Source organism: Oceanobacillus polygoni (assembly GCF_008304605.1).
Taxonomy (GTDB): Bacteria; Bacillota; Bacilli; order Bacillales; family Amphibacillaceae; genus Oceanobacillus; species Oceanobacillus polygoni.
On sequence record NZ_PIJY01000026.1, the window covers coordinates 116,743 to 136,122 of the forward strand.

Below are 19,380 nucleotides of genomic sequence, written 5' to 3' on the forward strand. Positions count from 1 at the left end.
AATCCACTATATTTAAACTTACTGGTTACATATGGATAACTTCACTTCATATTTTTCTCTACATTTTCTCATATCTATAACTGTATTACTAGTTCAATCTAACATACCTCCATTTATCACAAATATCCCTCTCCAAGATCTTTAATGGACAGGAATATTTGTGTTCTGAAATAGAAATAATCATTTAATCGCCTAAATAACCATTAATTTTCTCTATTTCCTCTTCTACATTCTCATTCGTAATTACATTTACGCCAGAATCTATTCTTTTTTCTACTTCCTCACCTTGAAGAGCTTTATAGGCTGCTTCGATAGCCATATAGCCCATTTGATACGGGTCTTGTGCGATATCAGCAATTATCTTTCCATCCTGTACAGCTTGCAGACCATCTGGTGTTCCATCAAATCCAATTAAGGGAAGATCTGATCGATTATTGTTTTCAAGTCCCTGATATGCTCCAAGAGCCATTTCATCAGAAGTCGCAAATACTACCTTTACATCTGAATTACTGGTTAGAACATTCTCCATAATATTTACTGCCTTAACACGATCACTTTGAGCATCTTGTACAATAAATTCAATATTCTTATCTTTCAAGGCATCTTGGAACCCATTTGTTCGTTCATCATGGACTTTTGCACCCAATTGACCACGTATAATTGCTACCTTATCACCATCTTCGAGTTGTTCACTAATATATTCACCTGCTAGTTTTCCAGCATCATAGTTTTCCGTGCCAATAAATGTTACTTTATCTTCAAATTCTTCCACATCTGCATCAGCGAGAACAACTGGTATATTTTCATTATCTGCTTGGTTTAAGATTGGCAACATCGCCTCAGGGAGACTTGGAGCAATGATTAAAGCGTCAGCTCCTGAAGCAATTTGATCTTCAACTATTTTAACTTGCTCTTCAAACTGTGTTTCATCAGCAGGTCCTAAAACATCTAAAGAGATCCCAAACTCCTTAGCAGCATCTTCTGCACCAGCTTTATGCATTTGCCAATACTCTGAGCTTAAAGTCATTAAAACAGTCGCAAACTTATACGAATCATTTTCTTCACCTATGCTATCTGCGCTATTATCTCCTCCACTTGAATTAGCTTCAGAACAAGCAACCAGCAACAGTATCACAGTGAAGAAAGCTAAATATTTCATATAATTTCTCATTAAAATAGTCCTCCCTAAATTCAAATAGACTTGTTTTCCCATTATCTTGTCGCTCCTAGTATACTAATTCAATAAACTAATAGATTTATCCCAAATTTACGGGCAGTAAAACCCACACAAAATGAAGTTTCATTTTTTAAAAAAATCATTTACTTAAAATAGCATTTATTTCTACTAAACTATCTCCAGCATTTTCTTCCGTAAGTACTTCAATTTTAATGTCAATTTCCTTCTCTATCGTTTCTCCATTTACAACTTTCAATGCATTTTCGACGCCTTGATATCCCATTTGATAAGGGCTTTGGGCTACTGTTGCAGTTAACCCAGCATTACTTATTGACTCCAGTGCATCACTAGTTCCATCGATACCAATAATTGGTATATCTAAATTACGTGATTTTACTACTTCATAAGCACCCATAGCCATTTCATCGTTTGCTGTAAAAATACCTTTAATATTTGGATTAGCGGTCAAAATATTTTCCATCGTAGTTACAGCTTTTACACGGTCAAAATCAGCTGCCAGTGATGCAACAATTTTAATTCCTTCCTCTTCCATTACATCTTCAACACCTTTAACCCTTTGCTCACTTACTGCAGCACCTGATACGCCTTCTAAAATTGCAATTTCATCTCCATCTGATAATGTAGAGGCCAAAAATTTACCAGCTTCTTGACCAGCCGTATAGTTATTTGTACCAATGTATGTTGTCTTGTCACCCCAGTCAAGATCGGTATCTATTAACAATACAGGTATACCTTTTTCATGATATCTCTTTAGGACTGGGGTTTGCTCTTCAGTGCTTGGCATTGCCACTAATGCATCTGGTTCTTCAATTAATAGATCTTCTAGAATATTAATAATTTCTGTCGTATTTGTTTGAGTAGAAGCAGCAAGAAATGTGCCATTCACATCAAAGTCTTCAAATGCCTGTTTTGCACCTTGTTCAGCTAACTTGAAATACTCTTGATCAGAACCTTTTAACACTACTGCAATATTCGGTTTACCATCGTCATTTCCATCGTTTTCACCTGTAGAACTTGCATCACCTTTTCCATTACAACCAGCCAAAATCAATAAAGCTATAGAAATTATGGCAAATAATTGATATTTAATTTTTCTCATTTTCCCCACTACCTTTTCTTTAATATATTTGTTGTTTTAATAGTAGATTCACACTCTAGATTCTAGAGTTCAGTATCAGTTATCTTTCATGGGATCTCAATCGGCTTCGTATAAAGGTTAACTTTTAGCTAAATCATAAATGGATCTACTTAATTCTTAGATATAGCAAGATCTCTACCTATTGTCCTACTTATATTCTCCGAGACACTAACCCATGATTTTTGTAGAACTGATTTTTCTATTGAATCAAGTACGATTTGGTTTCGTAAACCATCTTCAAAGTTTGGCTTTGGACTAATACCCTCATAAATTCCGTTCATAAAATCAGACAGAAGATTAATAAAAGTATGTTCATAGCCAATGATGTGTCCCACTGGCCAATATACATTCGCATACGGGTGATATGTTTCCGTACAATTAATAGTCCTGTACCCTCGTAAACCAGGTTCATCATCAGCAAAATACACTTCAAGATTATTCAAGTTCTCTAAATCCCAGCGTATTGATCCTTTTTCTCCATTTATTTCAAAACGATTGCCATTTAGGTTACCACCAGCAAGTTTCGTTGCTTCAAAAGTTCCAATTGCTCCATTTTCGAAACGTGCAATTATTACAGCTGAGTCTTCTACAGTCACATCTTCCATCTGCATATTTTCCACTTGTTCTATATGAGAATTGGTCTCCACTGGTCTTTGATTTACAAATGTTTCCGTCATACCTACAACTTCTTGAAATTCACCTACTAAAAATCTTGCTAAATCTAGACTATGCGAACCAATATCACCAAGCACGCCAGAACCGGTAATTTCTTTTCTCGCTCGCCAAGTTATCGGGGATTTCGGATCTAAATAAGCATCCTGTAAATAGGTACCACGGATATGACGAATCTTTCCTATACGACCCTGTTCTATGAGTTTTTTCGCAAATTGAACAGCCGGGGCAAAACGATAGTTGTGACAAATCATATGAATTACCCCGTTTTTTTGTACGGCATTATACATCCTTTTCGCTTGATCAACGTTCATTGCAAGTGGCTTTTCACATATAACATGCTTTCCTGCTTCAGCTGCTGCAATTGCCATTTCAAAATGTGTACTATTTGGAGTTACGATGTCGATTACATCAATATCATCTCGCTCTATCAACTCTCGCCAATCGGTTTCATAAGATGCCCAGCCCATTTTTTGAGCAGCTTCTTTTACTCCTGCTTCATCTCGACCAGAGATCGACTGCATAATTGGAACAACCTTTGAATCGAAAAAAAATGGAAGATTACGATATGCATTACTATGGGCTTTCCCCATGAATTTATAACCAATCATTCCTACTCTAACTTGCTTCTTATCTATGCTCACTAAATCTCTCCTACTTTTAATTATTTGATTTCTAGTTCATTTAAACGTCTTAACGATTAATTAATAGTTATTTTTTCATTCAGACTTCTTTTGACTGAAAGAGTAATGAAAAAAATTATTCATCTAACAATCCCTTTAACTCTTCTAATTTTTCTGTACTAATTTCTATTAGAATTTATAAAAACTTAAATTTAATCCATTATGTTGGATACACAACTACTTTAATCGCGTCTCCTTTCCTCATCGTCTCCACTCCTTCATGTATTTGGTCTAATGTGATTTTATGAGTAATGAGCGTTTCAAGATTTAGTAAATTGGCTTCTAAAATTTTTATTACTTTTGGAAAATCATAGTTTTGTATATAAGTACCTTTAACAGTAATTTCTTCTCTAGTAATTTTATATTGACTGATGGTTGGACTTGCATGTTCATTCATTCCAACTAGTAAAACTTGTCCTCCTTTGCGAACAAGATCAAGAGTTTGATCGAATAAAGCACCTACACAATCAATCACGACATCTGCACCAATTTCCGTTTCTTCCTTTACAATTTGTAAGATATCATCATGCTTTGCATTCACAACGCGCGTGGCACCAGATTTTTCTGAATAGCTTAACCTATAATCAGAGAAGTCTGAGCAAATTACTTTTCCTGCACCAGCAGCTTTTACTACTTGCGTAAATAGCTGTCCCATTGGCCCTGCACCAAGAATAACTACACTATCTCCTGGCTGCACTTTTACTTTTTCACTCCCATTAATAACGCATGATAACGGCTCAGCCAGTACAGCTATTTCTGGAGGTACTGTTTTAGAAACCTTGTACACATTTTTGGCTGGCAATACACTATAAGGTGCCCAACCTCCATCTTCGAAAATCCCAATACTTGAACTGTTTTCACACATATTCGCTATTCCATTTTTGCAATAGTTACATTCCCCACAAGTAGTTGTTGGATCGACGATAACTCGATCTCCAACTGCTACATTTCTTACTTTCTTTCCAATTTCAACTACTTCCCCTACATACTCATGGCCTAATATTGTATCTGTAGTCGCTGGATGACCTGGGGGGTCTGATAATATATGAACATCCGTACCACATATACTAGCGACTTCTATCTTTATTTTTACTTCTGTCTCTGAAATCAACTTCGGTTCTTCCCTTTCTTGTAGTTCTAATTTTCCAACTTCTTTAAATACACCTGTTAGCATTTGCTCACTTCCTTTTAATAAATTGATTGTAATAATTTGAAGTTAAGGGGCCATTCTACTAAAGAGTTATCGAATACCTCTCTCCTCTCAAAAGACGAACTGATTTATTTCTTGGCACCCTTCCTACGTAACACATCAACAAATACCGCCAAAATTATAACAACACCAATGACAACTGTCTGTAAATCAGAGGATGTACCAATTAAGTTCAATCCATTACGAAGCACTGCAATGATTAATGCACCGATTAAAGTTCCTATTACCGTACCTACTCCTCCAAAGAAACTTGCTCCACCAATAATAACAGCGGCGATTGCATCCAATTCATAGGTCAGTCCTGCGATAGGTGATGCTGAGTTCGTTCTTCCTATTAGAACTAGACCTCCAAGCGCAGCCATAAAACCACTTACTGTGTAGACAATGATTAAAACACGATCAACAGGAATACCGGACAGACGCGCTGCTTCTTTATTTCCACCAATAGCATAAATATATCTTCCCGTAGCAGTTCGATTTAAGAAGATATGCATGATAATAGCTACAACAATAACTAATATAAAACTAACCGGTACAATGCTTATACTTTCCTGGCCAACATAGTTCATTAATAAAGGAAAACCAAAAATAGGTGAAGCTCCTGTAATTATTAGTGCAAGTCCACGATATACATTCATTGTTCCAAGTGTAGAAATAAATGGATGTGGCAGACGTAATTTTGTTAATAACAAACCATTAATTAATCCCGCAAGTGCCCCTATAACTAGTAAGGCTATCAACCCTATAATTGGAGACATTCCCCACGTTACAGTTACGAGCCCACCCATAACGATAGATAAAGCTAAAATTGATCCTACCGATAAATCGATACCAGCTGTTATAATTGGTAAAAGCATACCAAGTGACAATAAAGCATTGATCGATGCTTGCCTAGCAACGTTCATCAAATTATCAACAGTCATAAAAGTCGGTGCTAGAATGGTCATAATAATGGATAAACCGATTAGGCCAAACAAAGCACCAAATTTATCTACAATCGTCTTCGGGCTCCATTTTCTTCCTTCCTTTTCAGGTGGGATAACTGCCTCTTGTTTAATTTCTATCTGTTCTTCTACATTTTTTATACGTTCTTCCATTTTTTAATCAACCTCCTGTAGCAGCTTTCATAATAATTTCCTGATCTACTTCATCCCGATTAAAATCGCCTGTAAGTGCACCTTCATGCATTACAATAATACGATCGCACATTCCTAAAATCTCCGGTAATTCGGAGGAGACAATAATGACACAAGCTCCCGACTTTACTAGCTCGTTAATTAAATTGTAAACTTCTACTTTCGCACCTACATCAATACCACGTGTCGGTTCATCAAAAATAAATACTTTAGCTTGTGTAAAAAGCCACTTAGCAATTACTACTTTTTGCTGGTTCCCTCCACTTAAATGTCGAGCTAAAAGGTTAATGTTATTCGGTCTGATTTTTAAACTTTCTACATACTTATCCGCAATATTTTTTTGACCTTTCACACTAATTAATCCATTCTTTTTCACCTGTTCTAATTTCGCAATCGTTTTATTGAAGTATAATGGTTGATCCAGGAAAAGACCTTCCTCTTTCCGATCCTCCGTAATAAATGCAATACCTTCTTTAATTGCATCCTTTGGCTGACGAATTTTTTTCTTTTCCCCAAAAATATAGATGTCACCAGACTCTATTGAATCTGCTGCGAAGATGCCCCGCATTAACTCTGTTCTACCTGCACCCACAAGTCCTGAGAAACCTAAAATTTCTCCTGCATATGCAGTAAAATTAATTTCTTGAGACTCTGGAGTAAGTTTTAAACGCTCTACTCTGAGCCCCTCGTTTCCTTTCTTAAATTCTATTTTTGGAAACTTATTATTAAGTGTTCGACCAACCATAAGCGTTATCATTTCATCAATCGAAGTGTTATTTACATCAACTGTTTTTACTTTTGTACCATCTCTTAAAATCGTAATCCGGTCTCCTATCCGCTTAATTTCTTCAAGGCGGTGTGAGATATAAATAAATGTCATCCCTTGTTTACGCAATCGTTCAACAGTTTGAAGTAGCTGTTCAACCTCGTTCCCACTTAAACTAGAAGTTGGCTCGTCCATTATGATTAACTTGGCATTAAGTGATAGCGCTTTCGCAATTTCCACTAACTGTTGCTGACCTACCCCAAGGTTTTGAACTAGCTCATCTGGATCTGTGTTTTGTCCTAAGCGCTTCATTAACTCTTTTGCTCTTTTCTTCATCGCTGATCGATTTAGCAGGGAGAATTTACTTCTTTTCTTTTGTTCGTGACCTAAGAAGATATTCTCCATGACGGATAGCTCTGGAATAAGGTTTAACTCTTGATAAATTGTAGCTATACCTGCGTCAATCGCATCTTTTGGTTCAGCCACTTCTAAAATCTCATTCTCCCATTTGATTTGGCCGGTATCTTTCGTATAAGCACCAGTCAAAATTTTAATAATTGTCGATTTACCCGCACCATTTTCCCCCAACAATACATGCACTTCACCTTCTTCTACTTCCAAATTAATATCATGAAGAACTTGGACACCAGAAAAGGATTTACTGACGTCTTTCATTTTTAAAAGCAAAGTAAATCGCTCCTTTCCTTTTTAAATCATACTTGTACCTTCTCATTTACAGTTATATTGTTTTTCCTAACTGCTAATTACTTCGTTAATACTGCGGCAATTTCTATTGCTATCTACCTAAGATTAAACTTCATATAATTTAAGCGCTTTACCGAATGAAAGTGTTTTTAATAATTGTAGCTTACGAATCCTTTCTCGCAAGAAATCGCTTACAATTATACTCTTAGTTACTGAAATATAGTTCTGAATGAATAGCTTCATCATAAAGAACATCTACAGTTTTAATCACCTCAATAGTAAAGCGCTTAATCTATAATCCTATTTTATTTAAAAGTTTCTAAAAAGTCAATATTTAAATTTTTAAAATATAATTACCATTTAGATATCCGTTAGGTTAGTAGCTTGATTTTATATAACGTATTTTCAACCCAGAAGAGGCTAAGGCTGTTGCCTCTCGGGCTGCGAATATCATCATAAAGTAGTGATCTACATTATTTTCTTCAATATATTTACATCTTTTTTAAGTAATTCTAGCGGATTTTCGTTTTCATTTGATAATGGTTTTTGATCATAATAATTTTCAATAAGAACCCAGCCTCGATACCCTTTCTCTTTTAATGCTTCCATTGTTTCGAAAAAGTTTGAATCTCCCTCGCCTAGAAGTGATCCACTTATATGGCCTATGCCGTCTTTCACATGTACTTCACAAATAAAATCATAAAGCTCCCTTACCATTTCAGCTGCATTATAATCTCTATTTAAATAGTAATTTTGAGTATCAAAGTAAAGTTTAAGGTTTTCTTTATCTACTACCTCAAAAAGTTTCTTATTTTCTTCAATGGATAGTAAATTTTCTGTCGCAATAATAATGCCTTTCCCTTCAGCCATTTCGCAAGCTTTCACTAAACATTCTGTCGTACGATTAAAATCTTCGTCGTTCTTTATTTCGCCATCTAAAAAACTTCCAAGCATAACGATCGGAATGTGCATCGTTTCAGCTGCCTGGATAGCTTTTTCAATACCTTCCAGCACCATATCTTTTTCAGGAGTTCCATTTTCTCTAGTCATCCCATATCGATCGAATAACCTTACAGATATAGCCGTAAAAGTAATATCATGTTCTTTTGCAAATTGCATATAAGCCTTTTGTACGTGAGAATAGGAAAGCTGAAAACCTCTTTCTGGCTCTCCAATATCTAGCTGCATTCCTTTAAAACCATAGTCTGATGCTACTTTTACTCCATATGGTCCATCCATTGGAACGGACCATGCACAAATCCCCATTTTCAATTGAATACATCCTTCCTTCTCCCTCTCTAATTGCTATTGTTGCATCTTTTGATGGTACCTTATTCAAACTTTTAAATTGCATTTATTTGTTGGAATATCCGTTAAGCGTGAATCGTTATGCAGGGATTGATAGCTTGATTGTATATAGCGTGTTATTTCAATTGAATTTTCTGCACTGTATACTGGTTTCTCCCCTTCCAAAATACAATCATGAAAATGTTCTACTTGATTGAGATATTGATCTTCTTTAAATGTTTCATATAAGATAATATTGCCATCCATATCTTTTACACTCACTTTACCACGCTGATTAACTGAAACATCTGGGCGGAATGATGACTCAACCAAGATGGAACCTTGTGATCCGATAATTTCATATCGATCTATAAAAGGTAGTTCCATGGAAGCAGAAACCTCTGCTGTTCTATTTTGTTCATCAATGAAAACACAGGTTGATGATAAATCAACATTAAATTCCGGATGAATGTGACCAGTCATCGATACCTTGATTGGCTTCATTCCAATAATCTGAGTGACAGCATGCACCCCGTAACATCCTACATCCCACATCGCACCACCACCAAGTTCTCGATTAAGTCGAATATCATTCGGGTTATCAAGCATCCAGGAAAAATTTGCTTTCAAGTGACGGAATTCACCGATAATAGTTGAATCCAATAATTCTCTTACTCTTCTGTGTTGACTATGGAATTGATACATAAATGCTTCCATAAAAACAACATTGTTCGCATCTGCTGCTTCTTTTATTTCCAGCATATCCTCCACTGTTAATGCAGCTGGTTTTTCAAGTAAAACATGCTTCTTAGCGTTCATCGCTTTTACAGCCCATTCTTTATGCAAGGAATTCGGGAGTGGGATATATACTGCATCAATCGATGAATCATTTAATAGCTCTTCATAAGAATCATAGATTACAGATGTTTTAAATCGCTCAGCCTTTTCTCTGCTTCGGGATGCGACAGCTGAGACCAATGCCCGATTTGATCGCCGTATAGCTGGTACCACTTGTTCAAATGCGATATTCGCAGTGCTAAGTATCCCCCAATTTATTTCCTTCATAATGTTTACCTCCAATATTAATCTCAGATTAAGCGCTTTATTTTTATTAATTAACTAGATATTTAACTGACCTGCCTAAGAGCCAGTAGCAATTTTATCTTCTTTTGTTTCAACATTTTTGTTAAGCCAAATGTCTTCTAATTCTTCTAATGATTTACCCTTTGTTTCAGGAACAAATTTCCAAACGAAGAAGAAAGCAAGAATACTGATCGTACCGTAAATAAAAAATGAACCTGCACCGAATGCTTCGTTTAACGGTGGAAAAGTAGACGATGCTGCTAAGTTCGCCCCCCAATGAAGTGTGACGGCAATAGAGATAGCTTGTCCTCTGATTTTATTTGGAAAAATTTCTGCAAGCATTACCCATGTTACAGGTCCCCAAGTCATTTGGAATATAGCAACAAAGGCCAAAATGAAAATCAACGTACTAATTCCATAAATTCCTGATAAGAAAAGTGTAGCCACTGCAAGTAGACATATAGCACATCCTGCAGAACCTATAAGTAATAAAAATTTCCTACCATAAGTATCAACATAACGCATTGCAATAAATGAAACAACAACACCTATGAGACCTACAAGGACTGTTTGAAGCATTGAAGCAGATTGCCCTGCACCAAGACTTTCAAAAATTCGTGGAGCATAATACAGGATAATATTAATCCCAATAAACTGTTGTAACATAGCAATAGCTATACCAACAATTAAAACTGTTTTACCGTAATAGAATATATTAAAGTTTTCATTTTGAATACGCAATGTGTCCTTAATATTTTCTAGTGTTTTATAGGCTGCTTGTTTTGTACCATACAATTTTTCCAAAACATTTAATGCTCTTTTTTCCTTGTTTTTTAGTGCCAAATATCTTGGAGACTCTGGAATGAGGAACAATAGACCGAAAAATAGCACTGCTGGAACAATTTCTGAAGCAAACATATAACGCCATCCGATTTCGTGAACCCAAGCACTAGGTCTCCCCAAAGTTATTAACCAATTGACGATATATACAACTGTCTGCCCAAATACGACTGCCATATTATACATTACTACTAATCTTCCTCTAATATGTTGAGGACTCATTTCACTAATATACACTGGGGCTATTGCCGAAGCCAAACCCACCCCGATACCACCTATTATCCGATAAATATTAAAAGTAATAAGCAAAGATACATTTGGTTCACCTACAGTAAAGAAAAACAGTTCAGGATAAGCCGAGCCAAAGGATGAAACAGCAAATAATATAGCTGCTATGATTAACGTATTGCGTCGACCGATATTATTAGACAATATCCCAGAAAATAGAGCACCTACAATACAACCAATCAATGCACTAGAAACAGTTAAGCCATGAACAAGGGAACCGAATCCTAAACTATCAACTAAATATAGTTGCACAGATTGTTCAGCACCAGCTATTACTGCAGTATCATAACCAAAAAGCAAACCACCTAGTGATGCTACTAAAGCTACCCTGATAATAAAGAAGTTCGAATTATTTTGCATAATGATTGAGAAAGAATATCTTCCTCTCTCCTCACCTCAATTCATTTAATTTCTCTTCATTCGCCAGGTCATATGGGTAATTAATTATTTCCGACTCTGCCAAATTGGTGTTTTTTATTAATTAATATTCCGAATAGAAACGAATTATGGGATCTATTGTCAGCTATGGAATCAACTCTATTTTTTCTTATTTTATGGAAACGTAGTCCAATAGTTCAACTTGAACTGGCTTTCCAGTATCGAAAGACTCTTTGGCTGCCATGGCAATTCGTTGTGCCATAATGCCATCTTTAAACGTACATGAAACTGCTTCATCATTTTTAATCGCTTTAAAGAATTCTTTTACTTCTTTGATATAGGCATCATTGTACCTTTCTAAGAAGAAATGTAATGGTTTATCTTCTTTTACACCTGCTTCTGATAAAAATTCGACCTTTGATTCTGTTTCATTTTTTACATTTGCTGATCCTTTTGTTCCGAATGCTTCCAGACGTTGATCATAACCATATACAGCTTGACGACTATTATCAATAACGCCAACCGCACCATTGGCAAATTTTAATGAGATGATAGCTGTATCAATATCCCCTAATTCGCTAACTTTCGGGTTGACTAATGCTGCGCCTTGTGCAAAGACTTCCACTACTTCGGATCCTGATATAAATCGTGCCATATCAAAATCATGAATGGTCATGTCCATAAAAAGGCCACCAGAAGTTGATACATAATCTAAGGTAGGTGGAGCAGGATCTCTTGATGTGATTTTTAAAATATGTAAATCACCGATTTCTTTCTCTTCTACCAAGCTTTTTACTTTGCTAAAATTGTGGTCATATCTTCTATTGAATCCAATTTGGAATTTTACGCCACTCTTTTTAACTGCTTCAAAAGCTTCTAAAGTCTCTTCATCCGAAAAGCTAATTGGTTTTTCACAGAAAATATGCTTCCCTGCTGCAGCAGCTTCCTTGATGATTGTCGTATGTGTATTTGTTGGCGAACAGATCAATATCGCATCAATCTCTGGATCACTTATGATGTCTTGATAGTTCTTTGTCAGGTGCTCTGCTCCAGAGGTTTCAAACCACTCTCCCAAATGGTCGATAAAAACATCAGAAACCGTCTTCACTCGTACATTTTGTAAATTTTTAAGGTTGTTCACGTGTAATTTTCCAATTCTTCCTGCGCCGATAACACCAATGATGATTTCGTTTTTACTCATTTCTTCATCCTCCTCTATTTTTTACAACTGTTGTAAATTCGATTAGAAAACTTGGACATTCAATTCCATTTGATACGTTCCAGGAGCACTAGAGCACTTCTATGGTTAGAAAAGTGTTAACGCTTTCTTAATTACTAAAGGAAAAGCCTCTTTAGAATAACTTCACTAAATTTCTAGCTCGGTGTTCAAAGAGGACTTTTTCTCTTTCATACATGTAAACTTCAGCTTTATTCGTATTATCGTTTTCTCTATCTCTATCTCTATCTCTATTAACCTGTCTATCTATGTCTTACAGTTTATTCTTCTAAATTCACCACAACTGTCACTGTTTCAACTAATTCCTGAATCGCATATGCAGGACCTTCCTTACCATTTCCACTTTCTTTCACACCACCATAAGGCATTTGATCCGCTCGGAAACTAGACGTATCGTTAACAATCACGCCACCGACATCGAGTAAATAAGGAATTTGATAGGACAAATTCAAGTCAGACGTATAAATACCTGCCTGTAACCCATATTTTGAGTCATTTACCAATGCAATGGCTTCTTCGATTGTTTCGTATGGAGAAACAGAAACCACAGGGGCAAAAGCTTCTTCATCGACAACTTTCATACCTTTTTTTACATTCGTAAGAACAGTAGGATAAAAGATATTTCCTGCTCTTTTTCCACCTGTTTGAACAATGGCACCGTCTGCTACAGCTTCTTCTACCCATTGTTCGATACGAATAGCTTCTTTTTCACTAATCATAGGTCCGACATTTGTTTCTGAATCTAAAGGATTTCCTACCTTTAATCGAGAAACTTCATTGATTAATGTCTCGAGAAATGCTTCTTTAACTGTTTCATGGACAAAAACACGTTGTACCGAGATACAAACTTGACCAGCATTCACGTTTGCCATTTTCGCAACCTTTGTAGCAGCTTTTGCTACATCTGCATCATGATGAACAATAGTTGCCGAGTTAGAGCCCAATTCTAACGTTGCTTTTCGTAAACCAATCGTCTGTTGAATATGCTTTCCAACTGCAGGTGAACCCGTAAACGTATAATGAGCAATTCGCTCATCATTTAGCAGCTGCTCGCCAACGGTGCGTCCACTTCCTACAACACACTGCACATAGCCACTCGGAACACCAGCTTCCTCTAACAACGCACATAATTTTACAGTCGTTGTTGCTGTATCTGACGCTGGTTTAATAATAATTGGATTTCCAGCAGCCAATGCTGGGCCTACTTTATGAACAACCAAATTTAATGGAAAGTTAAAAGGTGTAATTGCAGCAACAGCACCTACTGGTTTTTTCACCGTATACAGAAATCGCCCTGCCGCATTATAGTTCGGGATGATTTCACCAACTAGATTTTTTGCTTCCATTGCGGCAATTTGTAACGTAGACACGGAACGACTTACTTCCACTTTTGCATCTGTAATCGGTTTACCGCCTTCAATCGCAATCGTTTCTGCAAAGGATGCCTGATTTTGCTGCAGGAGCTCTGCTGCACGCATTAACACTTCATAGCGTTGTTCTACAGGAAAATCAATTTGCTTGTGGGCATGCACTGCTTTTTCAATCGCTCGATCAACAATTTCTTCATCTGCCAGTGCAATTTCAGCATACAGTTCACCTGTATATTTATTGTAGACTTGATGTGTGTCTTCCGTTTCAATCCATTCCCCACCAATAAATAATCTTTCTTTTAAGAAGTTACTTTGCATTCTTCTCAACTCCTATTATTTTATCTAGAGAAAGAGTGATTCTGGGCAGACGCTTTCCAATACGCAGATGTCTGCCCCTTTAATTCTTTCTTCTTATTTTTTCTTCAATACTTTCTTAACAGCAGCAGCAACATAATCAGAAGAAATTTCGTATTTCTGAAGCATCGCTTCATTTGGTCCAGACTCAGCATTCCGATCTCTTACACCAACGCGAACCATAGGAACTGGCTTTTCTTCGACTAACGTTTCTGCTACAGCACTTCCTAATCCACCAATGATGCTATGCTCCTCTGCCGTTACAATCGCACCAGTAGATTCTGCTGCTTTGACAATTGCTTCTTTATCCAATGGTTTAATCGAAGGCATATGAACAACTGCAACGGAAATTCCTTCTGATTCTAATTTTTCTGCCGCTTCAAGCGAACGGCTTGTTTGCGTTCCAGTGGAAATGATCGTCACATCTGATCCTTCTTTTAAGGTAACTGCTTTTCCAAGTTCAAACTGATAATCATCCGAAAAGATAACAGGATATGCATCACGTGCAAGTCGAATATAAACAGGGCCATCATATTGATGCGCAAATTCCATTACTTTTTCTACTTCCGTACTATCTGCTGGTGCGAGTACAACCATATTTGCTAATGTACGAAAAATAGCAATATCTTCTAAAGATTGGTGTGTTTTTCCTGTCAAACCTGTTAATAATCCACTATAGCCACCAACCATCTTTACGTTTAAATTTGGTTGAGCAATTTGTACTTGGATTTGGTCAATCGCTCGTTTAGATAGGAACGCTGCAAATGTGAACGCCCATGGTTGTAATCCTGTTGTCGCAAGACCTGATGCAACACTCATCATATTCTGTTCAGCAATACCCATTTGTAAAAATTTCTCTGGGTTTTCATTGGCAACAATATCAACCTTGGTCGATGTTGCCAAATCACCATCCAAAACATACACGTTTTCATCTTCTTCTGATAGTCGTAATATCGTTTTGCTTAATGCGTCTCTCATCGTCTCTTTTTTTGTTGATAAGATAGTTTTCATTTGTTATACCTCCGTTTCCAATTCTTGAATCGCTTGTCTGAGTTCTTCATCCGTTGGAACCCGTGAATGCCAATTGTGCGTATTTTCCATAAAGGAAACACCTTTTCCTTTTACTGTATTTGCAATAATCATTGTTGGTTTACCAGTAACATTCCGTGCTTCACTGAAGGCATTTGTAATTGCTTCGTGATGATGACCATCAATTTCAATCACATACCATCCAAATGCTTCCCAACGCGCTTTCGGGTTAAAAGCAGGAATTTCACGCGTTTGATTTCCAGCGTCCCAGCCAAATTGTTGTATCTTGTTGTTATCCAAAATAACAACAAGGTTATCTAAGTTATATTTCGATGCTACGTCAGCCGCTTCCCATACTTGACCTTCTTGTGATTCTCCGTCTCCAATCATGCAGTACGTGCGGAAGTTTTTATTTTGCAGCTTTGCTCCAAGTGCCATTCCAACAGCAGCTGAAATCCCCTGGCCAAGTGATCCTGTTGACATATCGAGTCCAGGTAGGATCGTCATATCTGGATGTGCTTGTAGGCGCGAATTGATGGCATCAAATGTTTTTAGTTCTTCAATAGGAAAGTATCCTCGTAAAGCTAGTACTGGATATAACCCGATAGCAGAATGTCCTTTGGATAATACAAAACGATCCCTGTCTTCTCCATTTGGATCCTCGGTAGAAATGTTCATTTCATTAAAATATAGATTTGTCAACACATCGATAGCAGACATCGGCCCCCCGATATGTCCAGCTCCTGCATGATGGACAGTTTGAACAACTAGCTTTCTAGCTTCGATTGACTTTTTTGTTAATAAATCTTTGCGTTCTTCTAGTAGCAATTCACTCATTGAAAACTCCTCCTTAAAGTTGGTGTTCTTTTTTGATTAAGCGCTTAATCAAATTAAGCAAATTTGCATTCGCCAATTGGTTGGCGGATGCTTTGTTGTGCATATGCAGATAGGAAAGGTTTACGTTTTCCTATCTGCGTTTAGTTAACTAAATAACACTTTTTTCAATACTGTTTTTCAACTCTACTTCCTTACCTGATAAGTAAGACTCTGTTGCAGCTGCAGCAATTTCTAATGCTGCTTTTCCATCAACTGCCGTACATAGTGGCGCCTGGTCTTGTAGTAAAGAATCAATAAAATGAATCATCTCAAGTAAATAAGCATTTTTAAATCGGGATGGGAAGTCTTGAATTAAGTCATGTGTGCTTCCATTAGGTGTCAGTAATTTGACATCGGTAGATCGCATCGAACCTATTTGGATCGCTCCCTCTGTTCCAACTACTTCTCCTCGAATATCATAGGCGTATGGAGCGATGCGCATCGTTTCGACATCGCCTGTTGCACCACCATCGAATGTTAGGTAAGTGAAGCCTTGGTCAACATCATTGTATTTCTTCATAAATTGATTGGATTCAAGTAAAATGTTCCCTCCAGATTGAACAGATGTCACATCTTGATTCATCAAAAAGCGTGCAATATCATAATCATGGATCGCTACATCTAAGAAAATACCACCACTGTATTTAATAAATTCCTCATGTGGAACATTTCCATCTCGACTTGCAGCTTTAAAGTATAATGGTTTCCCGATGTCTCCTGCTTCAATTCTTCTTTTTGCTTCTGCATAAGCAGGGTCGAATCTTCTCATGAAGCCAACTTGACAGAATACATTTTCTTGTTGAAGTACAGCAATGACTTCATCGGCATCGTTTAGTTCTTGTGTTAATGGTTTTTCAACAAATATATGTTTGCCATTTTTAGCAGCACGTTTAATTAGTTCTGCATGTGTAGCCGTAGGTGTTACAATGACAACTGCATCAATTTGATCATCATGGAATGCTACATCCGGATCCCTGGACCAATTAGCTACGCCAAGTTCTTTTGCAACTTCTTCTGCTCTTCCTTCCATTGGATCAATGACCGTAACAAGCTCTGCACCTTTTACTTTATGCGCTAAATTTTCAGCATGCCAGTATCCTAGTCTTCCTAGACCAAGTACCGCACAACGGATTACTTCTTGCATAGTCTTCTTCCTTTCTCACATCAAGTCTCTTATTCTTTATATTTTTGTCATATTAGCAGCTTTTATTTTCCCGATTGTATCAATAATAAATTCCTTTGATTTTTTTGCATATTCATATGGATTATGATCGATCGGATCTTGTTCTCCCTCTATTAGCGCCCAGCCTGAATAATTATTTTCGATTAAGGTTTTAAAGATAGGTTCAAAATCAAGTACGCCATCACCTGGTACTGTAAATAAACCACTTCGAATTGATTTTCTAATCCCAAACTTCTCTTTTCTCGCTCTCTCGAGTACATCTTGTCGTACATCCTTTAGATGGACATATTTCACACGATCGATATACTTTTCAAGAAGTTTTACTGGGTCGTTTCCACCATAGTATCCATGACCAGTATCATAGAGAAGTGAGACAAGATTCTTATCTGTCATTTCCATTAATTGATCGATTTCTTCTGGCTGCTCCACGACCGTACCTGCATGGTGATGATAAACAAGATCCATACCATTTTCTTTAGCAATTTCTCCTGCTTTATTTAGTCCTTCAACTACGTATTTCCATCCATCACTGTCTAGTCGATTTACATAGGTTTCATCCTGACCACGTCTTGGATCTTGGTTTAATATCGACCCACCAATTTCCGCGGTACTAATCACTTTACATCCAAATTCTTTTAAATATTCAACATGGGCACGATAGGATTTTAGTTCTTCTTTATGCCTTTTTGAATCCGAAAAAAGAACAGATTTCCATTGTGTCGTTAACTGCAAATCATGGTGATTTAGAGCTTTTTTAAGTTCCAGTTTGTCTGTAGGAAACTTTCGACTGATTTCCGTTCCTTTAAAGCCTAAAGCTGCAATCTCTCCCATTACCTGTTCATGCGTATAAAAATCACCATGCTCTAACACATCTTCGCCAACCCAATTAATTGGGTGGATTCCTACTTGAAATGACACTTGCTCTAAGCTCATCTTTACCCTTCCTTCCCTGTAAAGAAATTAGAATGAGGCTACCCCTTAAGGGCGATTTAATCTTGACTAATAAGAAAGTATAAAACTTTCCAATTTGCATAAGTGCAACTAAGACATTCACCGAATGCCTGGCGAATACCAAGTTTTCTAAGAGATAGCCTCCTATGTTTTCTAATTTTTAGCTAATAACCATTCATGATCTTTATCATTGGTAAATTTCCACTCCCGAACTGGTCCTGCCATCACGTTCAAGTAATACAATTTGTATCCTGGTGGGTTTGAAACTGGATGGTATCCTTTTGGTACTAGTACCAATTCACCATCTCGAACAATAATCGTTTCATCCAATGATTTATCATCTGTATACACCCGCTGGATGGCAAATGCATTTTCAGGTGAGTTCGTTTTATGATAATACGTTTCTTCTAAATAACTTTCATTTGGTAAGTTCTCTTCATCATGCTTGTGTGGTGGGTAACTCGACCAGTTACCTTCTGGTGTAAACACTTCAAAGACGAATAAACTATCAGCTGGCTTATCGGCAGGAAGAACATTATGGATCTCTCGCTCTAAACTACCATACCCACGTCTTGCTACAGCAACATCTTCTGGTGTTATTAATCGTGCTTCATATGTTCCTTTTCCAGGTGCTGTACAAACAGCAATCTCTAAATCTGTTAGGGCTTTTAACGCTACTTTATCATCGCAAGATACATAGACTGTGTAAGCTGGTGAATCATCAAACACGCTCATTCTTTTCCCGATATTGTCCCAGGATTTTGAGTTTGTAGAAGCGTCCGCTCTCCCTGTAAGAAGTACCACTGCAACTTCTAAATCACCTGTTTCTTTCTCAAAAGATTGCCCTGCTTTTAGCTGATACACTTCAAAGCCGACATATTTCCAACCAGCATCCTCTGGCGATACTTTTATGATATTTCCATCTTGATCCGGTGTTTTCTTTGGTTTTATAAGTAATTCTGACATGTTCATCCTCCTCGTAGTATCTTTAAATTC

16 protein-coding genes are annotated in these 19,380 nt (G+C 37.0%); all 16 read right to left on the reverse strand.

The genetic code is table 11. The features are described 5' to 3' along the window. Positions 1-184 precede the first annotated feature (184 nt). The 16 genes from F1560_RS12440 to iolB all read right to left on the reverse strand — a co-directional run bounded on the left by F1560_RS12440 (position 185) and on the right by iolB (position 19,350). Positions 185-1,171, reverse strand: a complete 987-nt coding sequence (locus F1560_RS12440; RefSeq protein WP_187773721.1) for a sugar ABC transporter substrate-binding protein — start codon at positions 1,169-1,171, stop codon at positions 185-187. A 145-nt stretch (positions 1,172-1,316) separates the two neighbouring features. Next, positions 1,317-2,297, reverse strand: a complete 981-nt coding sequence (locus F1560_RS12445) for a sugar ABC transporter substrate-binding protein (protein ID WP_149474958.1) — start codon at positions 2,295-2,297, stop codon at positions 1,317-1,319. A 149-nt stretch (positions 2,298-2,446) separates the two neighbouring features. Then, the gene (locus tag F1560_RS12450; protein ID WP_149475325.1) at positions 2,447-3,646 is read right to left on the reverse strand and encodes a Gfo/Idh/MocA family protein; all 1,200 of its coding nucleotides are present in this window, start codon (positions 3,644-3,646) and stop codon (positions 2,447-2,449) included. 205 nt (positions 3,647-3,851) lie between these two features. Continuing rightward, positions 3,852-4,865, reverse strand: coding sequence for a zinc-dependent alcohol dehydrogenase (locus F1560_RS12455; RefSeq protein ID WP_149474959.1), 1,014 nt, complete (start codon positions 4,863-4,865; stop codon positions 3,852-3,854). Between the two features lie 104 nt (positions 4,866-4,969). Then, complete coding sequence (locus F1560_RS12460; RefSeq protein ID WP_149474960.1) at positions 4,970-5,998, reverse strand: ABC transporter permease; 1,029 nt, start codon at positions 5,996-5,998, stop codon at positions 4,970-4,972. Positions 5,999-6,005: 7 nt separating this feature from the next. Further along, positions 6,006-7,490, reverse strand: a complete 1,485-nt coding sequence (locus F1560_RS12465) for a sugar ABC transporter ATP-binding protein (protein WP_245347562.1) — start codon at positions 7,488-7,490, stop codon at positions 6,006-6,008. A gap of 486 nt (positions 7,491-7,976) precedes the next feature. Further along, a complete protein-coding gene (locus tag F1560_RS12470; protein WP_245347589.1) occupies positions 7,977-8,774 on the reverse strand; it encodes a sugar phosphate isomerase/epimerase family protein in 798 nt (265 codons plus the stop codon). A 69-nt stretch (positions 8,775-8,843) separates the two neighbouring features. Continuing rightward, positions 8,844-9,860 (reverse strand): Gfo/Idh/MocA family protein, encoded by a 1,017-nt coding sequence (locus F1560_RS12475; protein WP_149474962.1) that lies wholly within the window; start codon positions 9,858-9,860, stop codon positions 8,844-8,846. Between the two features lie 75 nt (positions 9,861-9,935). After that, a complete protein-coding gene (locus tag F1560_RS12480; RefSeq protein ID WP_187773722.1) occupies positions 9,936-11,366 on the reverse strand; it encodes a sugar porter family MFS transporter in 1,431 nt (476 codons plus the stop codon). A 187-nt stretch (positions 11,367-11,553) separates the two neighbouring features. Continuing rightward, positions 11,554-12,585, reverse strand: coding sequence for an inositol 2-dehydrogenase (iolG, locus tag F1560_RS12485; RefSeq protein ID WP_149474964.1), 1,032 nt, complete (start codon positions 12,583-12,585; stop codon positions 11,554-11,556). 296 nt (positions 12,586-12,881) lie between these two features. Next, a complete protein-coding gene (locus F1560_RS12490; protein ID WP_149474965.1) occupies positions 12,882-14,309 on the reverse strand; it encodes an aldehyde dehydrogenase family protein in 1,428 nt (475 codons plus the stop codon). A 93-nt stretch (positions 14,310-14,402) separates the two neighbouring features. Then, complete coding sequence (locus tag F1560_RS12495) at positions 14,403-15,356, reverse strand: transketolase family protein (protein ID WP_149474966.1); 954 nt, start codon at positions 15,354-15,356, stop codon at positions 14,403-14,405. A 3-nt stretch (positions 15,357-15,359) separates the two neighbouring features. Further along, the gene (locus F1560_RS12500; protein WP_149474967.1) at positions 15,360-16,211 is read right to left on the reverse strand and encodes a transketolase; all 852 of its coding nucleotides are present in this window, start codon (positions 16,209-16,211) and stop codon (positions 15,360-15,362) included. Between the two features lie 148 nt (positions 16,212-16,359). Then, positions 16,360-17,394, reverse strand: coding sequence for a Gfo/Idh/MocA family oxidoreductase (locus F1560_RS12505; RefSeq protein WP_149474968.1), 1,035 nt, complete (start codon positions 17,392-17,394; stop codon positions 16,360-16,362). A gap of 36 nt (positions 17,395-17,430) precedes the next feature. Next, positions 17,431-18,366, reverse strand: a complete 936-nt coding sequence (iolE, locus tag F1560_RS12510; RefSeq protein ID WP_149474969.1) for a myo-inosose-2 dehydratase — start codon at positions 18,364-18,366, stop codon at positions 17,431-17,433. Positions 18,367-18,537: 171 nt separating this feature from the next. Further along, the gene (gene iolB, locus F1560_RS12515) at positions 18,538-19,350 is read right to left on the reverse strand and encodes a 5-deoxy-glucuronate isomerase (RefSeq protein ID WP_149474970.1); all 813 of its coding nucleotides are present in this window, start codon (positions 19,348-19,350) and stop codon (positions 18,538-18,540) included. Positions 19,351-19,380: the final 30 nt, after the last annotated feature.